This is a genomic window from Bradyrhizobium yuanmingense, from assembly GCF_029167105.1.
GTDB lineage: Bacteria > Pseudomonadota > Alphaproteobacteria > Rhizobiales > Xanthobacteraceae > Bradyrhizobium > Bradyrhizobium yuanmingense_A.
Map to the genome: position 1 here is coordinate 1 of NZ_JARFML010000035.1, position 17,627 is coordinate 17,627.

Here is a 17,627-nt window from a genome sequence, read left to right on the forward strand (position 1 = left end):
CGCGGGGGCATCTTCCGGGCGATCAGCGCCCATTCGGCATCGGTCAGATCGCTTGCGTAACGCAGTCCACTGCGCTGATACTTGATACGAGCGGCTTTGGTCCACGGCATGGTGTCCTCCCTCGAATTTTTGCAAATCCGAAGGAATCACAAGCCCGCTAAAGCCGCTCACCTTTTTCGGTCAGGCTCTGAGGAGCCCGCCCAAAGCGGGCGTCTCGAAGGATGGCCGCAGCGAAGGCTCTCAATGCGAACCCAGCAGGACAAACGGTGAGAACATGCTCGTGCCGGACATCATACGACGCGCCATCGAAATTGGCGAACGGAGCGGCAAGATCACATTCGATCAGTTGAATCAGATTTGTGACAGCCGTGTACTGAGCCCCGAAGACATCGACCGTATTCTGAGCGCTGTGAGCGAGGCTGGAATTCGGATTGAAGAAGACTGACGATTTGGCGCCTGGCGCAATGTAGGTCTAGGTCCACCATCCGTCACTGGGATAGGCAACAGCATCCGCGGAAGAGATTTCCATCCCCACGCCCTTTCGAAGACGGCTGGCGTAGAATGCGAGAGGCGTTCCCTCGTTCTGCCGGCACCAGCGCACCTCGCCGATGAAGAGCGTATGGTCGGCGATATCGATCGATTGGACCACCTCGCAGGCGAACTGCGCGATGGCCTGCGGGAGCACGAAAAATCCTTGGCGAAGGACGAGCGGCGGAGCGTCGCGCAACAAGGGCTTTCCGGCAAAGTGCGCGCAGAGCGCAGCGTCTTCCGCATGCAGGACATTGACCGAATAGACGCCGGACCTGGCCACAGCCTGCCACGTCCGCCCGTGCATGAGAGAGACAAGCACCGTCGGCGGGTTTGCCGAAACGGTCGTGAAGCTGTTGGCGGTCATGCCGAGCGGCGCGCCATCCTCATCGACCGTCGCGACGACCGCAATGCCCGTCGCGAACCGCGATGCGGCTGCCCGAAAACCGGCCGGTTCGGCATGATGGCCCATTACGCGCCTTCGATCGTGAAATGACAGAGTGTCGCCCCCCTGGGCGAATAGTTCGGCACGTCGGCTGCGACCTTCCGGCCGATCTCCGAACCGAGCGCCGCGTCCATCGCAGCCGCGTCGGGGAAGAAGGCCTGGAAGATGCAGAAAGGCGCCTCCCCCGGTCCGAGTCGTTGGGGGAAAGCGTAATGATGACGCACCAGACCAGGGAGCGTCGCGGCCAGGGGGACGTGCTTGTCTACGTAATAGGCCCTGAAGCCCGATGGATCGTCGGGCGTCGGGTAGAGAACGGTCAGGCAGTGCATTGGTGCTCCTCTCAGACATGGTTCAGCCAACCGCCCAGGACAGGATCGATTCCGTATGGCGGTTCGGCGTCAGGCGGCGATCCTGCCGCGGCTATCGATCCAGGCGTGGATGCGCTTGTCGCTCGCCAAACGATCCCACTGGCGCTCCGGATAATTGAAGTTCTCGGTGAACTCGTCGCAAAGCTCCCGGTCCTGCGACATGGCGAAGATCAGCCGGCCCATGGCCTCCGACGGCGGCTGCAACATCATGTTGGTCCAGCGGGCAGCGGCCAGCACGCGGTTCTCGCGCGCGCGGTCGACATCCTCGACGAAGCGCGCATCGAATGCCACCGCGTCGGCGATCGCCCTGCCGAGCTCGAAGGCGGCATATGAGGCCATGTTGGCGCCCTGGCCCATCAAGGGATCGACGACGGAGTGAACGTCGCCCAGGGCAATGGCGAGCTTGTCACCGTCGAAAGCCACCCAGGATTGCCGCACCGTCGGCACCACCGCGCCTTGCAGCAGGTCGAGCGGCTGAGCCAGCCCGAAGCGGTGGGTGTCGATCCGGTTGTAGGTGTGCGGATGATGCTTTTCCAGCTTGTCCAGAAGGGTCTGGCGGAATGCTGCCGGGTTGGCATCGTAGCTGAGCGACACCAGGTCGGCCATGTCGCCGCCGGGGATGTTTTCCATCAACAGCGCCGTCTTCATGCCGCCGAAGGTCAGCGTGGGAATGACGATCATCTCGCCGTGGCCGGGCGAGACGGACAGGGTGACGCCACGCGGATCGTCGCCATCCGGGCTGCCGTGATCGACGCCGTCGTACAGGCCGACGCAAAGCAGGCGCTGCGGCCGACTGTACGGAGAGAGTTCGGGCCGGTGAGCGAACATGCGCCCGAGCGCGCCCTTGCCGGTGGAGACCACGAGAAGGTCGAAGCGCGAGACCAGCGCGGGGATGTCGTCATCCTGAATGCTGGCATATTCGATCAGGCCGCCACGATCCTCGAAATCCTTCATCAGGGCCGGCAGGTAGATCCGATAATCAACCGCGCGGCTCGGCCGTTGAAATGCACCGCGGAACAGCAGCCCGCCGTTCGGGAAATTGAAGTAATGATCGTGGTGGTGATAGACCACGCGGGGATCGTCCCAGTGGTTCACGCCGAGCTCGTTCTCGCGCGCGATGGTGACGCCGTGATGCGCGACGGTGTTCATCAGCCGCGTCGCCGCATATTGCTCCGGGGCGCGATCCGTCAGCACGGTTGCCATGATGCCCTGCTTCTGCAGGTAGAGTGCCAGATGCAGGCCGCCGATGCCGGCCCCGAGAATGCCGATCGATTTGCTCATTCGCGTTCCTCCCCTGAACGCAGGAAGGCTAGACCGGACCAGCCATGCCGTATATGGAATGGCCAGAATAATATAAATTCCGGCGAGGAATGAATGGACCGGATCGAGGCGCTGCAGACCTTCATCCGGGTGATGGAGGCAGGGAGTTTCACCCAAGCCGCCGACGACCTCGGTCTGGGTCAGCCGGCGATCAGCAAGCGGATCGCGCTGCTGGAAGCCGAGTTTCGCTGCCGCCTGTTCGTGCGCACCACGCGCAAGCTGCGGCCGACCCCGGAAGCCGACCGTGTGTTGAAATACGCCAAGGACATTGTCGCGCTGCTCGAAAGCGCCGGCGCGCCGACGCAGAGCCGGATCGGCAATCCGTCGGGGACGTTGCGGATGACGGTGCCGACCTCGTTCGGCCGCTTCTTCTTCCGTGAGATCTTCGCCGAATACACCCGCCGCTATCCCGATGTCCGGCTGGACGTCAGTTTTACCGAACAGTTCGTCGACCTCATCGAAACCGGGACCGAGCTTGCGATACGGATCGGCAGCCTCAATTCGAGTTCGTTGGTGGCGCGGCGGGTGGGCACCATCAAACGGCTGCTGGTGGCGGCGCCCGGACTGCTTGCGCGCCATCAGGTGCCCTCGCTGCCGGACCATCTGCGCCGCATGCCCTGCGTCACCTATTCACGGCTGTCGCAGAAGAATCAGTGGACGTTCGAATCCGAAACCGGCCGTTACGTCGTCGACATCGCGCCGGCGATGACCTGCGACGATGCGGACGTGATGACGCTGGCTGCATTGGAGGGGATCGGCGTCGCCGTGCTGCCGAACTGGTGCACCCTCGAGCACATCGCGGCCGGCCGTCTCATCCATGTGCTGCCCGACTTCGTCGTACCGCCGCTGCCCATGCATGTCGTCTATCCCGATCCGCAATGGATGTCGCACCGGGCGCGACTGTTTCGCGATCTGATCATCGAACGTGCGGACGTCTTTGCGCTCGGCTGATCGCTTTCGAAACGCTGATCTCGCCCCTTCGGCGACGACGGAAGTCGGCTCGTTCCGTTGAGTCTTCGGCGTCTGGAAAGGGGCCACAAAGCTGCCGGCTTGCCCGGCGGTCGGGCGCTGCCGGTTTAGCCCCGTTTCCGGACAACCCGTCGCCACGTCCTAACGGAAGCGATGGGCCATAAGCGGTCATGTCATCCGATCACCTTCTTCCCGCGTAGAAGCGGCGCTGGCTGCTATATCCAACGACGGCCAAGCCTCAATATTTGGACTCCCTCTATCGTTGGTGACCCCCAAGCTACAAGCCGGCTTACCATGGTCGAACTTGGCTGCCGACCACTGGTGTCCGCACGGGTTTCGCCAAGCCGAAGAATACTACGAAGGCGTTGCCGCCACAGCGGGTCGAGAGGGTTTCGTCAGGGGTCTTCGTTAGACAAACCTCATCCATGAGATCGATATTGTTGGCAGCCCACACATTCCCGGCCGGATCGACGACAACACCGGTCAGAAATTGCATCCCTTTCCCCGCGTAGCCGGTTTTGGGGGGAGAGATCGCGTCGCCCGTCTTGAAGCCAGGAGGACATGTCTCAGTGCGCACGCCGCAAAGCTCGGTAAGCGTTTTGCCGAAACCATTCGCGACCCACACGTGGTCATTGCCGTCAATTGTAATGCCCCAAGGCCCGCTGATGCTCCCGCCACCATCAAACGGCGAGCCGGGCGCCTGGCTGCCGTCCGGGCGTATCATGCTGACGCTGCCGCCGGGGAATTCCTCGATGATGCGGACCAGGGCGATGAATTTTTCCACCGTCTCGTCACCACCGCTCGCGGGTGTCAGTTTGCTTTCCAGCGCGCTCCGCATCTTGGCCCGGAGCAAGTCCAGCTTTTCCCTGATGCTTGGCTCGCCCAATGTATTTGCGACCCATGCATTGCCCTGGCTATCGATGGCGATGGCATGGGGGCTGTAACCGACCTTCAATTGTTCGGCTTTGCCGGGATCATTCGCCGGGAAGCGGGTTACCGTGTTGGAGTTGGAATTGGAAACCAGGACTCGGCCTTGCAGGTCGAACGCGACGTGGAACGGTCCCTTGACCTGGCACGTGCCGTCGACTGGCTTGTCGTTAACAGTGCGGCACAGGATGCGTGCCTGTGCCGGATCGCCCTTTGGTAAGTGGACGATTTGGCTCTTGCTTGAATCCAGCGCCCAGACATCGCCATCGGGGGTCGTATTGACGCCCTGCATTCCACCGAGTTGCCCATTCAAGTTGTAACCAGTCGATGGGGACAGCGGCTTCCCTTTCTTGTCAAACACCGAAATCGTCTTGCCTCCGATACTTGTCACCCACACCTTGCCGTCGCCCGCGATGGTGAGGCCCCAGCCGGGAAAGTCCACGCCGCCCCCGGTATAGCCGGTGGTCATCGGCGAGATTGGACGGCCATTCGGAGCGAGTGCGGAGAGCGTGCCGCCGATCCCGCCGAACATGGTCGATTGCGAGCCTGCCATCTGGTTGTTTGCCGCCCAGGCGTTGCCATCGCCATCGATGCCGATGCCGCCGAGGCCGTTCAAACCGCCGCCGGCGTAACGCAGCGCGATGGTCCATGTGCCGGGAGCGAACAAAAGGTAGGGCCGGAATGGGACGGCGCGCGAGCCCGCCTCCTGCCGGGCCGGATAGAAATAGTCCAACAATGCAAAGAGTTTCGCGGGCTCATTCCATGGATGCAGCGCGATAGCCTCGGCCGCAGTCAACGTATCGGTCGGAGCGGACTTTCCTGGCGGCGTGGAAGCCTGAAACAACCTTTCGCAGGCGTCGGCCTGCACGCGAGTGATGCAGCCCGCCAGCAAGGCGCCCAACGTGTTCAACGTAGCCAGAGTGGTGGTCTGCGTGCTGTTCAATGGATCTTGGATCACTGGACCCAATCCGCCGGTCGTGAGATCCACCAGATTAGGCACATTGCCGGCGGCTATCTTCAATCCGAGCGCATGACCGCTGAGCGTCTCACCCCTCAAGAACTGCGCGGCAGTCCATACCGATGCCACGGTCGTGAGTTCGTTGATGGTCACTTCTGTCGGCGCACCGGTGCCCAAGGTTGTCATCAACGCGATGGCCGGGTTCGCTCCTCCGGAGCCGCCCATCTTGGGCTCCCCACCTCTGGCGGTCAGGTAAAGCACGCCGCCGCCAGCCTTTTCGGTGTCGAACTGAAAGCGAAAGGCGCCGTCGTCATCCGTGCTTGCTTCTGACAGCTTGACAGGCGCTGCCTCACTCGCTGCCCATAGCGTCACTATCGACTTTGCGATGGGACCACCGCCACCACCGACATGGCCGATAAGGTGCTGTGCTGAGGCGACCTCCCCGAAGCCTACTGCGACAAAAGCGAAGGCAAGAAAGGAAAAGCGCATAGTGATCTCCTCGGCCGAGGGGAACGGTTAGCAGGTGGTTAGACTGCGGAATTTCAATAGGTCAGCGGGTCTTTCTGGCGCACGTCGTTTCTACCCTGCACTGTCCAAGCGCGGAACAACAACTCCTTGAGATAGATCAAGGCTGGCCATGGGGCAAAAGTCGCTATCGGCCGCATTGCCATCGATTTCCGCTGAGGGTCCAGAAGCGGTCATCCATAACGGTCGCCGAGATTATCCTAGGCCATTAGGAACGTCTGCATGCATTGGCTCGTTCAGCTCCACATGTTCAATAACCAGCGCTCGATGAAACGCCGCGGAAGCATCGAGATGAGTGCCGCGACTTTCCCGCTCTGGATGTTCGGCATTCTCCTGGTCGCGCATCTTGCCAAGAGGCGTTCCCGCGCGGAAGTGGCGTCTTATGTCTAGAGAAGCTCTTTCAGATCAACTCAGGAACGTGGAACGACAAGTGATTGAAGGAGAGCGGCGGATGGCCGCGTGCGAGGCGCGCATTGTTGAGCTTAAGCGTAGCAAACAGGACACAACGGAAGCTGAAGCAGAGCTCGACGCCATGCGCAAGGATCAGCGTATTCTTGAACAGGACCGGCAGCGGCTTCTAGGGCATCTGCAGCCTTAGTTCTGCTTCCGATGCCGTAGGAGCGGGACCATCGGTTTCAGTTCTGAGCTTTGTAGTGAGGGCGATCTAACTGGCTTTTGATGCAGAGCTATGATGTCCTGATTTTCCGCCATTTTCTTAGGCTTGGTCGCGGGCGCTTTGCGATAGCTGAGTGATCCATTATCGCCGGTCGTCTCGGTATGCCTTGGTTTCTGTCCGGCACATTGCGCTCTCAACTACGGAGATACGAAGCGTCTCCCGAGTATGATGTTGACGAGCTTGCAATGCGCGCTTTTCCTCTTGAAGAGCTTTGCTCTCTTCAATAGCGAGCTGAGCGCGAGCGAAAAGCGGATCAATCATCGCTCGACAATGGACCCGAACGAGCTTGGTTGCTATTGCCCAAGTTATTTTGTCCGTGCCGTTGGGAAACGGCTTGTAAGTCTCGCGACCGAGAGAGGTATCACCGGCTGAAAGAGATCTAGCTGCGAGGCGCATGATTTTCTGTCCGCTTCGGGTCCAGCAGCGCCGGCTTGAAACGGCGCCGTGTCACTTCCGGAGTGTTTGGTCAGCAGACCATAGCTGAGCCAAACAGGAACTTTGCCCTCGGGCCAATCGCGTCGATTTGGCGGTGCGACGGGCGCTTAACGCAGGAACGCCTTCGTAGCCGCCGAGTTAAGCGGGCAAAACCACCTGTGAAGGAGACAAAGTCATGGCCCGCGCAACAGCCCACCCGGATCATCACTGTATCTCAAGCGAAGACATTCAGGGAACCGAGGTCTACGGAGCGGATGGAAAGAATATCGGTGAGATTGATCACCTCATCATCGACAAGGTGTCAGGCCGCGTAGCTTATGCCGTCATGAGCTTCGGCGGATTTGTTGGCTTGGGTCACAGCCACTACCCCATTCCCTGGGGCGCTCTGAGGTATGATACGTCGCTCGAGGGCTTCCGAACTAATATCACAGAGCAACAGCTAAAGGACGCGCCCGAGTTCAGCGATGACTCCTGGCAGGATCGAGACTGGGAAACGCGAACCCACCGGTATTATGGGACGCCCACTTACTGGGAAGGGCGAGGTGGCCTATAGCGTCAGGCGACGCGCCGGAAGCAGGACGGCGCTTCCGCTGGATCGCCGAGAACAGACAGCGGATTTGTCGGCACATGCCATCGGCACAGACCTGCGCACGCATAGTGCACTCTAGAGCGCCGGCAAACCGGGCGGTGGCTTGCGCTTGGCGGAGGCCTGTTCATACGCGTAGGCCAGGCGCAGCAGCTTGTGCTCGCTCCAGGCGCGACCTGCGAAGGTGACGCCGAGCGGATAGTCGGGCGTGTCCTTGCCGTCGACGCCCGCGACGAAGCCGCACGGCACCATGACGCTGGGATAGCCTGCCCTGGCGGTGATCGCGGCGCCTTCGCTGCCTGGGAACAGCACGGCATCGAGCTTGTGCTGGTTCATGTACGCATCCATGCCGCGGGTCCTGGCGCAGTGCAGGTCCATGGCAAGTGCCGCCCTGTACTCGCGCTCGCTGAGGTCGGCCCTTGTGAGGTCGGCGGCGAGGAGGTTGTCCTGGCCGAAGCGGAGCGCTTTGCCCGCATTCGCTTCGTTGAAGGCCACGATGTCGGTCATGGTCTTGATGGCGGTGTTGGTCGCCCAATCCCTCAGATAGAGGTTGAGGTCTCGTTTCAACTCGTAGAGGAAGACGATCCGCTGCGTGACTGCATTGCCCCTGTTGGCGCTCAGCGGATTGCGGTTGAGCACGGCCATGATCGTCCCCGGTCCGCTCATCCAGCCGGCTGTCGGCATGCTGGCGCGCACGATCACGGCGCCGAGATCCTCCAGCACCTTGATCGCTTCGGCCACCACCTTCGCGCCTTTGGGGGGCAGCTTGCGGAAGAAGGGATCGTTCAGGGGATCGGCGGGATCGCTCGGGACGCCGATCCGCGCGCCCTTCAACGCGTCGGCAGCAAGGCCGACGGTGAAATCGGCGGGCCGCCGCTGCTTCTGCGTCGCGAGATCGAGCGGGTCCTTCGCAGCGAGCACGTTGAGCAGCAGCGCCGCGTCGCGCACGGTCCGCGTCATCGGCCCCGCGGTGTCCAGACTATGCGCGATCGGCACGATGCCGGCACGACTGATCAGGCCGACGGTCGGCTTCACGGTGACCAGGCCATTCTGGCTGGCGGGCCACAATAGCGACCCCGAAGTCTCCGTGCCGATCGAGGCCGCGCACAGACCTGCCGCCACCGCGACCGCCGAACCCGCGCTCGAGCCGCCCGGGGACACGACAGGGATGCCGTGGTCGTCGGCCAGCGCCGGCGCATAGGGGTTCTTCACCTGGCCGCCCAGCGACGAATAGCCGGCGGGCATGTCGATTGCGAGCATGTTTGAAAATTCGGTCAGGTTCGCCTTGCCGAGGATCACCGCACCGGCCTCGCGCAGCAGCTTGACGAGCGTCGCATCGGCCCGTGCGCGCGCGCCTTCCAGCGCCAGCGAGCCCGCCGTGGTCGGCTGCGCGTCGCCGGTCGCGATGTTGTCCTTCACCAGGATCGGGATGCCGGCCAGCGGTCGCTCGGCAGACGGCTTGACGCCGTCGAGCCCGCCCGCGATCGCGAGCGCGTCGGCATTGAGCGCGCGGACCGCGTTGAGCTTAGGCCCGTCGCGGTCATAGGCTTGGATGCGCGCGAAATAGGCTTTGACCAGCGCGGTGGCGGTGGCCTGCCCATCGGCCAAAGCATGAGCGATATCGCTCATCGACGCATGATCGAGCTTTGCATGATCAAGCTCTGGGGAGATCGGCGCCTCGGCGCTGACGGCCGCCGCGGCAATGCCGGCATCGCGGCGGGATGATTCCTGCACGGCTGCCTCGCCCGACGGCGCGCGTCTCCACCACGAGACTCGAGCATGCCATCATGCCAGTGTTTTGCCCGACGGTTCAACTTTCGGGCGAATCGCCTCGATCACACAGGCGCAACGTGCAAACCATTGAAATGACTGACCCCGGCTACTGTGCATGGGGTTGTTTTTCAGGTTTTTGTTTGGAGCTGCCCTCTCCTGCACTCGGAGAGGGCACAGCAACGGACGCCGGCTACTCCCAATACCACGTGGAGAAATCGTTCTCGAATTGCGGCACGTCCTTCCAGACGCCCTTCAGCTTCTTGTTGGTGATGGTGATGAGCTGCGGCTGGTACAGATAGGCGGAGACCGCGTCGGTGGCGAGCATGCGCTGGGCGTCGCCGAGCAGCTTTGCGCGGCCGGCTTCATCCGGCGTCGAGACGATCTGCTTGTAGAGCGCGTTGAACTTCTCGTTGTTGTAACCGAGGTAATAGTCCGGCTCGGTGATCTTGACGAGGTCGAACGGCTCGACATGGCTGACGATGGTCAGATCGAAATTGTGCGGACCATTGCCGGCGAACACCTGGGACAGCCATTGCGCCCATTCGACGTTCTCGATCTTGGCGATGATGCCGACCTTGGCGAGCTGGGCCGCGGCGATCTCCCCGCCCTGCCGCGCATAGGACGGCGGCGGCAGCTTGAGCGACAGTTCGAGCGGCGTGGTGACGCCGGCCTCCGCGAGCAGCTTCTTGGCCTTCTCGGGGTCGTAGGGGTTGATGCCGGTGGTGTCGACATAACCGAGCGCGCCCGGCACGTAGAAGCTCCCGATCGGCGTGCCGAAGCCGTCGACGGCGCCGTCGATCATGGCCTTGCGGTCGATCGCGGCAAGGATGGCGCGGCGGACGCGGACGTCGTCCAGCGGCTTCTTGCGATGGTTGATCGCGACGATGGTCTTGGCGCGGGAGCCGCCGACCAGCACCGTGAAGCGCGGATCGGCCTTGAACTGTGCCAAGGCGCGCGCCGCGGCGACGCGCGGGAATGCATCGACGTCACCCGACAGCAGTGCGGCGGTCTGCGCCGCCGGTTCGGAGATGAAGCGGATCGTCACCTTGGACAGCTTAACCGCAGCGGCGTTGCGGTAGTCGGCCCATTTGTTCAGGGTGATCGAGGAGCCCTTGGCCCAGGCCGCGAGCTGATAAGGCCCGGTGCCGACCGGCTGCGTGATGTTCGTCGCCGCGCTCTTCGGCTCGACGATCGAGCCGCCCGCCTGCCCGAGCAGGAACGGCAAATTCGGCTCGCCATATTTCATGGTGATCACGACGGTCTCAGTGTCGGGCGTCTCCACCTTCTCGAACGCCTGGTACAGGCTCTTGTCCTTGTTGGTGCTGGTCGGGGCTGCGTTGCGCTCGAACGAGAACTTCACCGCGGCGGAATTGAACGGCTCGCCATTGTGGAATTTGACGCCCTTGCGCAGCTTGAACGTATAGGTCTTCAGATCGGGCGAGGCGGTCCAGCTCTCCGCCAGCAGCGGCGAGACCGAGCCGTCCTCGTTGATCTTGGTCAGCGTCTCATAGATGTTGTAGAGCGTGACCTCGGCGATCGCCGCCGCGGCGGCGTTGGTGGGGTCGAGCCCCGGTGGCTCCAGCGCCATCGCCATGACGACGCTGTCCTTCTTGCTCTGCGCCAGCACCGGCAGAGGCGCCGCGACGAGCGCAGCGGCAAAGGCGACGATCGATAATTTCCTGAACATGCGCAAACTCCCCTGCCAATCCTGTTTCCAGCTTAACGCCAATCCTGCCCTGAACACTAACCTTCCATGGCCGCCTGCGGCAACGCCATCACAGCCTCGGCCTTGTGGCAGGCGGCAAGGTGCCCCTCGCCCACCTTGCGTAACTCTGGCGGAACCTCTCGGCAATGCTGGTCGGCAAGGACGCAGCGCGATGCATAGGGGCATCCGGCCGCCGCCGCCGATTGCGAGGCGATCGCCTGGGCCCCGCGCCGGCGCCGGCCACCCCCGGCGCGCGCCCGCGGCACCGCATCCAGCAGCGCCCGCGTATAGGGATGGGCGCCGTGCTCGAACAAATCCTCTGGCCGGCCCTGCTCGACGATGCGGCCGAGATACATCACCGCGACCTCGTCGCAGAGATAGTCGACGACGGCGAGGTCGTGGCTGATCAGGATGTAGCTCAGACCGAACTGCTCCTGGAGGTCCTGCATCAGGTTCAGCACCTGGGCCTGCACAGAGACGTCGAGCGCCGAGACCGGCTCGTCGGCAACGATCAGCTTCGGCTGGGTGATCAGCGCACGCGCAATCGCGATGCGCTGGCGCTGGCCGCCGGAGAACTCGTGCGGATATTTTTCCATGTCCGCATCGCGCAAGCCGACCTGGCGCAGCACGGCGGCGACGCGGTCGCGGAACGTGGTGCGGTCGGCGCCTTCCAGCACGGTCAGCGGCTCGGCGACGATCCGCGCGATGGTCTGTCGCGGATCGAGCGAGCCATAGGGATCCTGGAACACCATCTGGAAATCGCGCCGGGCGCGGCGCAGCTCGTCGGCCGGCAAGCGGTTGAGATCGCGCCCGAGCAGCGCGACCTGTCCTGCGGTCGGCCGCTCCAGCGCCATCACGACGCGCGCGAAGGTGGACTTGCCGGAGCCGGACTCGCCGACGATGCCAAGGCTCCTGCCGGCCCGGACCTGCACGCTGACACCGTTGAGCGCGCGCACCTGTCCCGGCGGACGGAACAGGCTCTCGCGCGGCAGCGTATAGCGCTGTTCGAGATCCCTGACGTCGAGAAGCGGCGCGGTGCTCATGCGGTCAGCGCTCCGACGCGTTCGGCCATCGACACGTCCGTTCTTATGCAGCGCGCAAAATGGCCCGGGCCGACGTCCACCATCGGCGGCAGCGCCGCGCGGCACTGGTCGATCACGAGCGGACAGCGATCGGAGAAGGTGCAGCCGGACGGCAGATCGGCAAGCTCCGGCACCGTGCCCGAGATCGTCTTCAGCCGCGTCCCCTTGCGCGCGCCGAGCTTGGGCCGGGCACGGAACAGGCCCTGCGTGTAGGGATGGCCCATGCGACGGAAGACTTCGTCGGTCGGCCCGCTCTCGACGACGGTGCCGCCATACATCACCATCATGCGCTGCACGTTCTCGGCGATGACGCCGAGATCGTGCGAGATCAGGATCATCGACATGCCGCGCTCCTCGACGAGGTCGGCGATGAGGTCGAGGATCTGGCCCTGGATGGTGACGTCGAGCGCGGTGGTCGGTTCGTCCGCGATCAAGAGGTCCGGCTCGCAAGCGAGCGCCATCGCGATGGTGATGCGCTGGCGCTGCCCGCCGGAGAACTGATGGGGATAGGCATCGACGCGCCGCGCCGGGTCGGGCAACCCGACGCGGTCGAGCAAGGCGATTGCTTCTTTACGAGCCTGCGCCGCCGAATAGTTCTTGTGACGCCGCAGCGGCTCGGCGACCTGGTTGCCGATCGTGTGCATCGGGTTGAGCGCAGTCATCGGCTCCTGGAAGATCATGCTGATGCGGTTGCCGCGCAGGCGGCAATAGTCGGCATCCGCAAGTCCGATGAGCTCGTCGCCGTCCAGCTTGATGCTGCCGGTGACGACGGCACTGTCCGGCAGCAACCCCATCAACGACAACGCCGTGACCGACTTGCCGCAGCCGGACTCGCCGACGAGCCCGAGCGTCTCGCCGCGCTTCAGCGCAAAGCTGACCCCGCGCACGGCCTGCGCCGGCCCACGGCTGGTGTTAAGGCGAACGCCGAGATTTTCGACCTCGATCAGCGGCGTGTCGGAGCGCTCGGCCATCGTCATCGCTCTCGCGCCAGCCGGGGATCGAGCAGGTCGCGCAATCCGTCACCGAGCAGGTTGAGGCCGAGCACCGAGATTGCGATCGCAACGCCCGGATAGACCGCGAGCATCGGCGACTGGAACAGCAACGTCTGCGCGTCGTTCAGCATCCGCCCCCAGGACGGTTGCGGCGGCTGCGTTCCGAGGCCGAGATAGGACAAAGCGGCCTCGGCGAGGATGGCGAGCGCGAATTGGATGGTGACCTGCACGATCAGGATCGACAGGATGTTCGGCAGCACATGCTCGATGGTGATGCGGAAGCGCCCCTTGCCCGCCGCCCGCGCCGCCAGCACGAATTCGCGCGCCCAGATCGCATTGGCCGAGCCGCGCGTCAGCCGGGTCAAGGTCGGGATCTGGAAGATGCCGATCGCGACGATCGAGGTCACCATGCCGGGCCCGACGACCGCCGCGAGCATGATCGCGGACAGCACGGCTGGAAAGGCGAAAGTGAAGTCGGAAAAGCGCATGATGATCTCCTCCGTCCAGCCGCGCCGGGCCGAGGCGATCAGGCCCAGCGTGACGCCGAAGGTGAGACCGATGCTGACGGCAATGACACCGACCATGATGGTGGACCGGGCGCCCGCAAGCAGCAGCGAGACGATGTCGCGGCCGAAGGAATCGGTGCCGAGCCAATGCGCCGCCGAGGGCGGCCGAAGCTTTGCGGCGATGTCGATCTCGTAAGGCGACCACGGCGTCCATACCAGCGACAATAGCGCCGAAGCCAGCACCAGAAGGCTCAGCGTGCCACCGAGGACGAAGCTGCGGTGGCGCAGCGCGCGGCGCCAGAACGTGCGCGCCGGCAGCGGACGCGTTGCGACGGGCGCGTCGATGACGATCGGCGCGCTCACAGGTCGTGCACCTTGATGCGGGGATCGATGAAGGCATAGAGCACATCGACCACGAAGTTGACGATCACCACCATCGCGGCGAGCAGCATCACGCAATTGCGCACCACGATCAGGTCGCGATTGGCGATTGACTGGAAGATGAGGCGGCCGAGGCCCGGGAGGTAGAACACGTTCTCGATCACGATGGTGCCGGCGAGCAGATTGGCGAATTGCAGCCCCATCACGGTCATCACCGGGATCATGGCATTGCGCAGCACGTGGCTCCACAGCACCTCGCGCTTGCCGAGGCCCTTCGCGCGGGCGGTGCGGACGAAGTCCTCGCGCAGCACTTCGAGCACGGCCGAGCGCGTGACGCGCGCGAGGATCGCGGCCTGCACCACCGCGAGCGAGATCGCGGGCAACAGCAGCGACTTGATCCCCGGCCAGATGCCGTCCTCCCAGCCGGCAAAGCCGCCCGCCGAGAGCCATTGCAGGCGCACCGAGAACAGCAGAACGAGCAGAATGGCGAACCAGAAGTTCGGGAGCGCGATACCCACTTGCGTCAACGACATCACGCCGACGTCGCCGAGCTTGTTGTGGTTGGCGGCGGTGTAGATGCCGGCCGAAAGCGCCAGCGTCACCGTGATCGTCATCGCCATGATCGCGAGCGGAATGGTCAATACCAGCCGCTCGGCGATCAGGCTGGCGACCGGGGTGCCGTAGACATAGGAATTGCCGAGATCGCCGACGAGGAGGCCCTTGATCCATTGCACGTAGCGAACGGCCAGCGGCTGGTCGAGCCCGAGCTTGACCGTGAGCGCGCGCACCGCGTCCGGCGAAGCGTCGGCGCCCATCAGCATCTGCGCGGCGTTACCGGGCAGCGCGTCGAGCACCAGGAAGATGATCAGCGATGCGCCGACCAGCGTCGCCAGCAGAGTCAACAGACGTCGGAGGACAAAGACGCTCATGCGCGCTCGGCTTCAGGGCTCACCCAGGCCACGATCAACATGTCCGGACGCCTTAAGCAAGCTCTTTGCTGCATCTCCATGTCCTCAAGCCGGCCAGCGGGACAGAAAGTCGCTTGACGCCTCGAACAGTGCGCTCACGCGTAGCAATTCCGCGTCAGCCCGGAAACGGCCGACCAGTTGGAGCCCGATCGGCAAGCCGTCGCGCGCAAAGCCCGAGGGAAGGCTGATCGCGGGGTGACCGGTCATGTTGAACGGCATGGTCCAGGGAAACCAATGCGGCCGGACGCTGTCGAAATGTCTGCCGTCGATCTCGATGCTGCCGAACAGGTCCTGGTTGATCGGCAGCGCGGTGCGCGTCAGCGTCGGCATCGCCAGCAGGTGACCGCGCGCAAGCAGCGATTGCACGCGGCGGAACAACGCGGTGCGCGCGAACATCGCCTCCTGATAGTCGATGCCGCTGACCTCGCTGGCGAGCGCGAGCTGCTTGAGGAAGGCTTCGCTCAGCTCGTCCCGATGCTCGGCCGCAAGCTTGGCAAAGCGCGTCCGCCAGACGGTGTGGTTGATGGCGCGCCAGATCGGCTCGATGTCGAATCCCTCGCCGGAGAATTCCTCGAGCTCGGCCCCTAACCCGGCCAACCGGTCGAGGCTCGCCTTGAAACTGGCGGCGACCTCGGCTGAGACCGGACGGCCCGGCGGCGTCAGGCAGTACAGGATCCTCATCCCGCGCAAATCACCACGCGGGGCGGCGGTGCCGATGAAGTCGGACACGGGCACGGCGATCGACCAGGGATCGATAGGATCTTCGCCCGCCATCGCCTGCATCATCAATGCGGTGTCGGCGACGGTGCGGGTGGTCGGCGTGACATAGGTCTGGTTGCCGAACACATCGAGAGCCTGGCTGTGCGGGATCACGCCGTTGCTCTGCTTCAGGCCCACCACACCGTTGCAGGCCGCCGGAATGCGCGTCGAGCCACCGCCGTCGGTCGCAATAGCGAGCGGCGCGATGCCGCTCGCCACAGCAACCGCCGCGCCGCCGCTGGAGCCGCCGGAGGAACGGCAGGCGTCCCACGCATTGCGGGTCCGACCGAACAAAGGTGAATCGGTGAGGCACTTGCTGCCGAACTCCGGCGTCGTGGTCTTGCCGATCAGGATCGCGCCTTCGCTGCGCAACCGCGCGACGGCGACGGCATCCTCGGCCGGCACATTGTTCTTGTAGGGAACGGCGCCAAAGGTGGTCTTGACCCCCTTGGTATTGACGATGTCCTTGACGGTTGCGGGGATGCCGTGCAGCAGGCCGAGCGGTTCGCCGGCCATCACTTTGCGCTCGGCTTCGCGTGCCGCTGCGATCGCCTCGTCGCCGCACAGCGTGATGAAGCAGTTCAATTCGGGCTGTAGGGCCTCGGCGCGGGCGAGCACGGCGCGGGTGAGCTCGACTGGCGAAATCCGCTTTGTCGCGATGAGACCGCGCAGCTCGGTCGCGGACAACAGACAGGGATCGCCGTTCATCGTCACATCACGCTCCGAAGCGGGCCGCCATTGGCCCGAAGACATTGACAGCGAGACTGACAGTTTTGTTAACTCGCCGTCCAATACGATTTTTGTCGCCAACCCATACGCTGACGGTATGCCAATGGATCTTCGCCGGCTCCGCTATTTCGTCGCCGTCGCCGAGGCGCGCAGCATCGGCAAGGCGGCCGAGCAGCTCCGGATGGCGCAGCCGCCGCTCTCGGTCCAGATCCGCAAGCTCGAGGCCGAGATCGGCGCGCCGCTGTTCCGCCGCGGCACCCGTGGCATGGATCTGACCGAGGCCGGCCAGGCATTGCTGGCGCGCGCCAGCGAAGCGCTGGCGCTGGCAGCCGATGGCGCCGAAGCCGCGCGCGCGGTTGCTTCGGGACGGCGCGGCCGCCTGTCGGTGGGTTACATGTTCGTGCTGGCGAATGCGATGCTGCCGCGGCTCATCCCCGAACTGCGCCGCGCGGTTCCCGGCGTCGACCTCAGCTTCGTTGAGCTCAGCGCCTCGACGCGCGAGGCCCGCGTGCTCGACCGCAGCGTCACAGTCGCGCTGTGTATGCCCGCGATCAATCATCCCGAGATCCAGGTGGCAAAGATCGGTGCACAGCCCTTCATGCTGGCCATGCCGATCCGCTCTCCGCTCGCCCGCTTGAGCTCCGTGCCGATGGCCCGGCTACAGGGCCGTCCGCTGATCGCACTCCCGCATCCGGACCATGGGCCCGCCTCCTCCGCGGTCGTCCCTTTATTGCGTCGGCACCAGGTGGTGATGCCGATCGCCAGCCGGGTGGAGACGGTGCATTCGGCGATGAGCCTGGTCCTGGCCGGCGAAGGTCTCGCCATCCTGCCGGCCTGCGCACAGCTCGGCGCGCCACGCGGCGTCGTGTTCAGGCCCCTGCGTGACGTCGCTGACTCCCTCGATATCGCAGTCTGTTGGCGGCGGGACTCCCACAGTCCGCTGATCGGAACCTTCCTCAAATGTGCCGAGAAGGCCGTCGCGCGGATGTGACGTG

At 64.0% G+C, this 17,627-nt stretch carries 17 protein-coding genes and 1 pseudogene; 6 read left to right on the plus strand and 12 right to left on the minus strand.

Annotation, left to right across the window (positions count from 1 at the left end; translation table 11 throughout):
• Nucleotides 1–110, minus strand: a pseudogene (locus tag P0R31_RS32410) (IS5/IS1182 family transposase); the annotation flags it as partial.
• A gap of 164 nt (nucleotides 111–274) precedes the next feature.
• On the opposite strand from P0R31_RS32410, the gene P0R31_RS32415 reads away from it, so the two are divergent.
• On the plus strand, nucleotides 275–445 hold the full coding sequence (locus P0R31_RS32415) for an RNA polymerase sigma factor region1.1 domain-containing protein (protein WP_275518645.1): 171 nt from the start codon (nucleotides 275–277) through the stop codon (nucleotides 443–445).
• Between the two features lie 27 nt (nucleotides 446–472).
• Here the strand turns inward: P0R31_RS32415 and P0R31_RS32420 are convergent, their stop codons facing one another.
• The 3 genes from P0R31_RS32420 to styA form a co-directional block, all read right to left on the minus strand.
• On the minus strand, nucleotides 473–1,000 hold the full coding sequence (locus P0R31_RS32420; protein ID WP_275518646.1) for a flavin reductase family protein: 528 nt from the start codon (nucleotides 998–1,000) through the stop codon (nucleotides 473–475).
• Nucleotides 1,000–1,302 carry an EthD family reductase gene (locus tag P0R31_RS32425; RefSeq protein ID WP_275518647.1) on the minus strand — a complete coding sequence of 101 codons (303 nt, stop codon included), beginning with the start codon at nucleotides 1,300–1,302 and terminating at the stop codon, nucleotides 1,000–1,002. Before P0R31_RS32425 ends, P0R31_RS32420 begins: the two co-directional genes overlap by 1 nt.
• 69 nt (nucleotides 1,303–1,371) lie before the next feature.
• Nucleotides 1,372–2,622, minus strand: coding sequence for a styrene monooxygenase subunit StyA (gene styA, locus P0R31_RS32430; RefSeq protein WP_275518648.1), 1,251 nt, complete (start codon nucleotides 2,620–2,622; stop codon nucleotides 1,372–1,374).
• Nucleotides 2,623–2,715: 93 nt separating this feature from the next.
• Between styA and P0R31_RS32435 the strand changes: the two genes are divergently transcribed.
• Complete coding sequence (locus P0R31_RS32435) at nucleotides 2,716–3,612, plus strand: LysR family transcriptional regulator (protein ID WP_275518649.1); 897 nt, start codon at nucleotides 2,716–2,718, stop codon at nucleotides 3,610–3,612.
• Between the two features lie 307 nt (nucleotides 3,613–3,919).
• Here P0R31_RS32435 and P0R31_RS32440 read toward each other — a convergent pair whose 3' ends face one another.
• Complete coding sequence (locus P0R31_RS32440) at nucleotides 3,920–6,004, minus strand: hypothetical protein (protein ID WP_275518650.1); 2,085 nt, start codon at nucleotides 6,002–6,004, stop codon at nucleotides 3,920–3,922.
• Nucleotides 6,005–6,262: 258 nt separating this feature from the next.
• On the opposite strand from P0R31_RS32440, the gene P0R31_RS32445 reads away from it, so the two are divergent.
• The 3 genes from P0R31_RS32445 (at nucleotide 6,263) to P0R31_RS32455 (ending at nucleotide 7,704) form a co-directional block, all read left to right on the plus strand.
• Nucleotides 6,263–6,430 (plus strand): hypothetical protein, encoded by a 168-nt coding sequence (locus P0R31_RS32445; protein WP_275518651.1) that lies wholly within the window; start codon nucleotides 6,263–6,265, stop codon nucleotides 6,428–6,430.
• Between the two features lie 40 nt (nucleotides 6,431–6,470).
• A complete protein-coding gene (locus P0R31_RS32450; protein ID WP_275518653.1) occupies nucleotides 6,471–6,638 on the plus strand; it encodes a hypothetical protein in 168 nt (55 codons plus the stop codon).
• A gap of 688 nt (nucleotides 6,639–7,326) precedes the next feature.
• Nucleotides 7,327–7,704 carry a PRC-barrel domain-containing protein gene (locus P0R31_RS32455; RefSeq protein WP_275518654.1) on the plus strand — a complete coding sequence of 126 codons (378 nt, stop codon included), beginning with the start codon at nucleotides 7,327–7,329 and terminating at the stop codon, nucleotides 7,702–7,704.
• Nucleotides 7,705–7,815: 111 nt separating this feature from the next.
• Here P0R31_RS32455 and P0R31_RS32460 read toward each other — a convergent pair whose 3' ends face one another.
• The 7 genes from P0R31_RS32460 to P0R31_RS32490 all read right to left on the minus strand — a co-directional run bounded on the left by P0R31_RS32460 (nucleotide 7,816) and on the right by P0R31_RS32490 (nucleotide 16,611).
• The gene (locus P0R31_RS32460; protein WP_275518655.1) at nucleotides 7,816–9,471 is read right to left on the minus strand and encodes an amidase family protein; all 1,656 of its coding nucleotides are present in this window, start codon (nucleotides 9,469–9,471) and stop codon (nucleotides 7,816–7,818) included.
• A gap of 229 nt (nucleotides 9,472–9,700) precedes the next feature.
• A complete protein-coding gene (locus P0R31_RS32465) occupies nucleotides 9,701–11,197 on the minus strand; it encodes an ABC transporter substrate-binding protein (protein WP_275518656.1) in 1,497 nt (498 codons plus the stop codon).
• Nucleotides 11,198–11,253: 56 nt separating this feature from the next.
• Complete coding sequence (locus P0R31_RS32470; protein WP_275518657.1) at nucleotides 11,254–12,258, minus strand: ABC transporter ATP-binding protein; 1,005 nt, start codon at nucleotides 12,256–12,258, stop codon at nucleotides 11,254–11,256.
• The gene (locus P0R31_RS32475) at nucleotides 12,255–13,268 is read right to left on the minus strand and encodes an ABC transporter ATP-binding protein (protein ID WP_275518658.1); all 1,014 of its coding nucleotides are present in this window, start codon (nucleotides 13,266–13,268) and stop codon (nucleotides 12,255–12,257) included. Before P0R31_RS32475 ends, P0R31_RS32470 begins: the two co-directional genes overlap by 4 nt.
• 2 nt (nucleotides 13,269–13,270) lie before the next feature.
• Nucleotides 13,271–14,158, minus strand: a complete 888-nt coding sequence (locus P0R31_RS32480) for an ABC transporter permease (protein WP_275518659.1) — start codon at nucleotides 14,156–14,158, stop codon at nucleotides 13,271–13,273.
• Nucleotides 14,155–15,105: an ABC transporter permease gene (locus P0R31_RS32485; RefSeq protein WP_172784338.1), complete on the minus strand. Its 951-nt coding sequence runs from the start codon at nucleotides 15,103–15,105 to the stop codon at nucleotides 14,155–14,157. The genes P0R31_RS32480 and P0R31_RS32485 overlap by 4 nt, the downstream gene beginning before the upstream one ends.
• An 84-nt stretch (nucleotides 15,106–15,189) precedes the next feature.
• Entirely contained in the window at nucleotides 15,190–16,611 is a 1,422-nt protein-coding gene (locus tag P0R31_RS32490) for an amidase (RefSeq protein WP_275518735.1), read from the minus strand.
• A gap of 124 nt (nucleotides 16,612–16,735) precedes the next feature.
• Here P0R31_RS32490 and P0R31_RS32495 point away from each other — a divergent pair, with 124 nt between their 5' ends.
• Nucleotides 16,736–17,623, plus strand: coding sequence for a LysR family transcriptional regulator (locus P0R31_RS32495; protein WP_225141478.1), 888 nt, complete (start codon nucleotides 16,736–16,738; stop codon nucleotides 17,621–17,623).
• Nucleotides 17,624–17,627 lie beyond the last annotated feature (4 nt).

Bases quoted from the DNA above. Each gene is read 5' to 3' on its own strand.
- P0R31_RS32485 (WP_172784338.1), bottom strand. From the start codon at position 15,105: ATGAGCGTCTTTGTCCTCCGACGTCTGTTGACTCTGCTGGCGACGCTG.
- P0R31_RS32445 (WP_275518651.1), top strand. From the start codon at position 6,263: ATGCATTGGCTCGTTCAGCTCCACATGTTCAATAACCAGCGCTCGATG.
- P0R31_RS32420 (WP_275518646.1), bottom strand. From the start codon at position 1,000: ATGGGCCATCATGCCGAACCGGCCGGTTTTCGGGCAGCCGCATCGCGG.
- P0R31_RS32465 (WP_275518656.1), bottom strand. From the start codon at position 11,197: ATGTTCAGGAAATTATCGATCGTCGCCTTTGCCGCTGCGCTCGTCGCG.
- P0R31_RS32415 (WP_275518645.1), top strand. From the start codon at position 275: ATGCTCGTGCCGGACATCATACGACGCGCCATCGAAATTGGCGAACGG.
- P0R31_RS32495 (WP_225141478.1), top strand. From the start codon at position 16,736: ATGGATCTTCGCCGGCTCCGCTATTTCGTCGCCGTCGCCGAGGCGCGC.
- P0R31_RS32435 (WP_275518649.1), top strand. From the start codon at position 2,716: ATGGACCGGATCGAGGCGCTGCAGACCTTCATCCGGGTGATGGAGGCA.
- P0R31_RS32455 (WP_275518654.1), top strand. From the start codon at position 7,327: ATGGCCCGCGCAACAGCCCACCCGGATCATCACTGTATCTCAAGCGAA.
- styA (WP_275518648.1), bottom strand. From the start codon at position 2,622: ATGAGCAAATCGATCGGCATTCTCGGGGCCGGCATCGGCGGCCTGCAT.
- P0R31_RS32475 (WP_275518658.1), bottom strand. From the start codon at position 13,268: ATGGCCGAGCGCTCCGACACGCCGCTGATCGAGGTCGAAAATCTCGGC.
- P0R31_RS32440 (WP_275518650.1), bottom strand. From the start codon at position 6,004: ATGCGCTTTTCCTTTCTTGCCTTCGCTTTTGTCGCAGTAGGCTTCGGG.
- P0R31_RS32490 (WP_275518735.1), bottom strand. From the start codon at position 16,611: ATGAACGGCGATCCCTGTCTGTTGTCCGCGACCGAGCTGCGCGGTCTC.
- P0R31_RS32425 (WP_275518647.1), bottom strand. From the start codon at position 1,302: ATGCACTGCCTGACCGTTCTCTACCCGACGCCCGACGATCCATCGGGC.
- P0R31_RS32470 (WP_275518657.1), bottom strand. From the start codon at position 12,258: ATGAGCACCGCGCCGCTTCTCGACGTCAGGGATCTCGAACAGCGCTAT.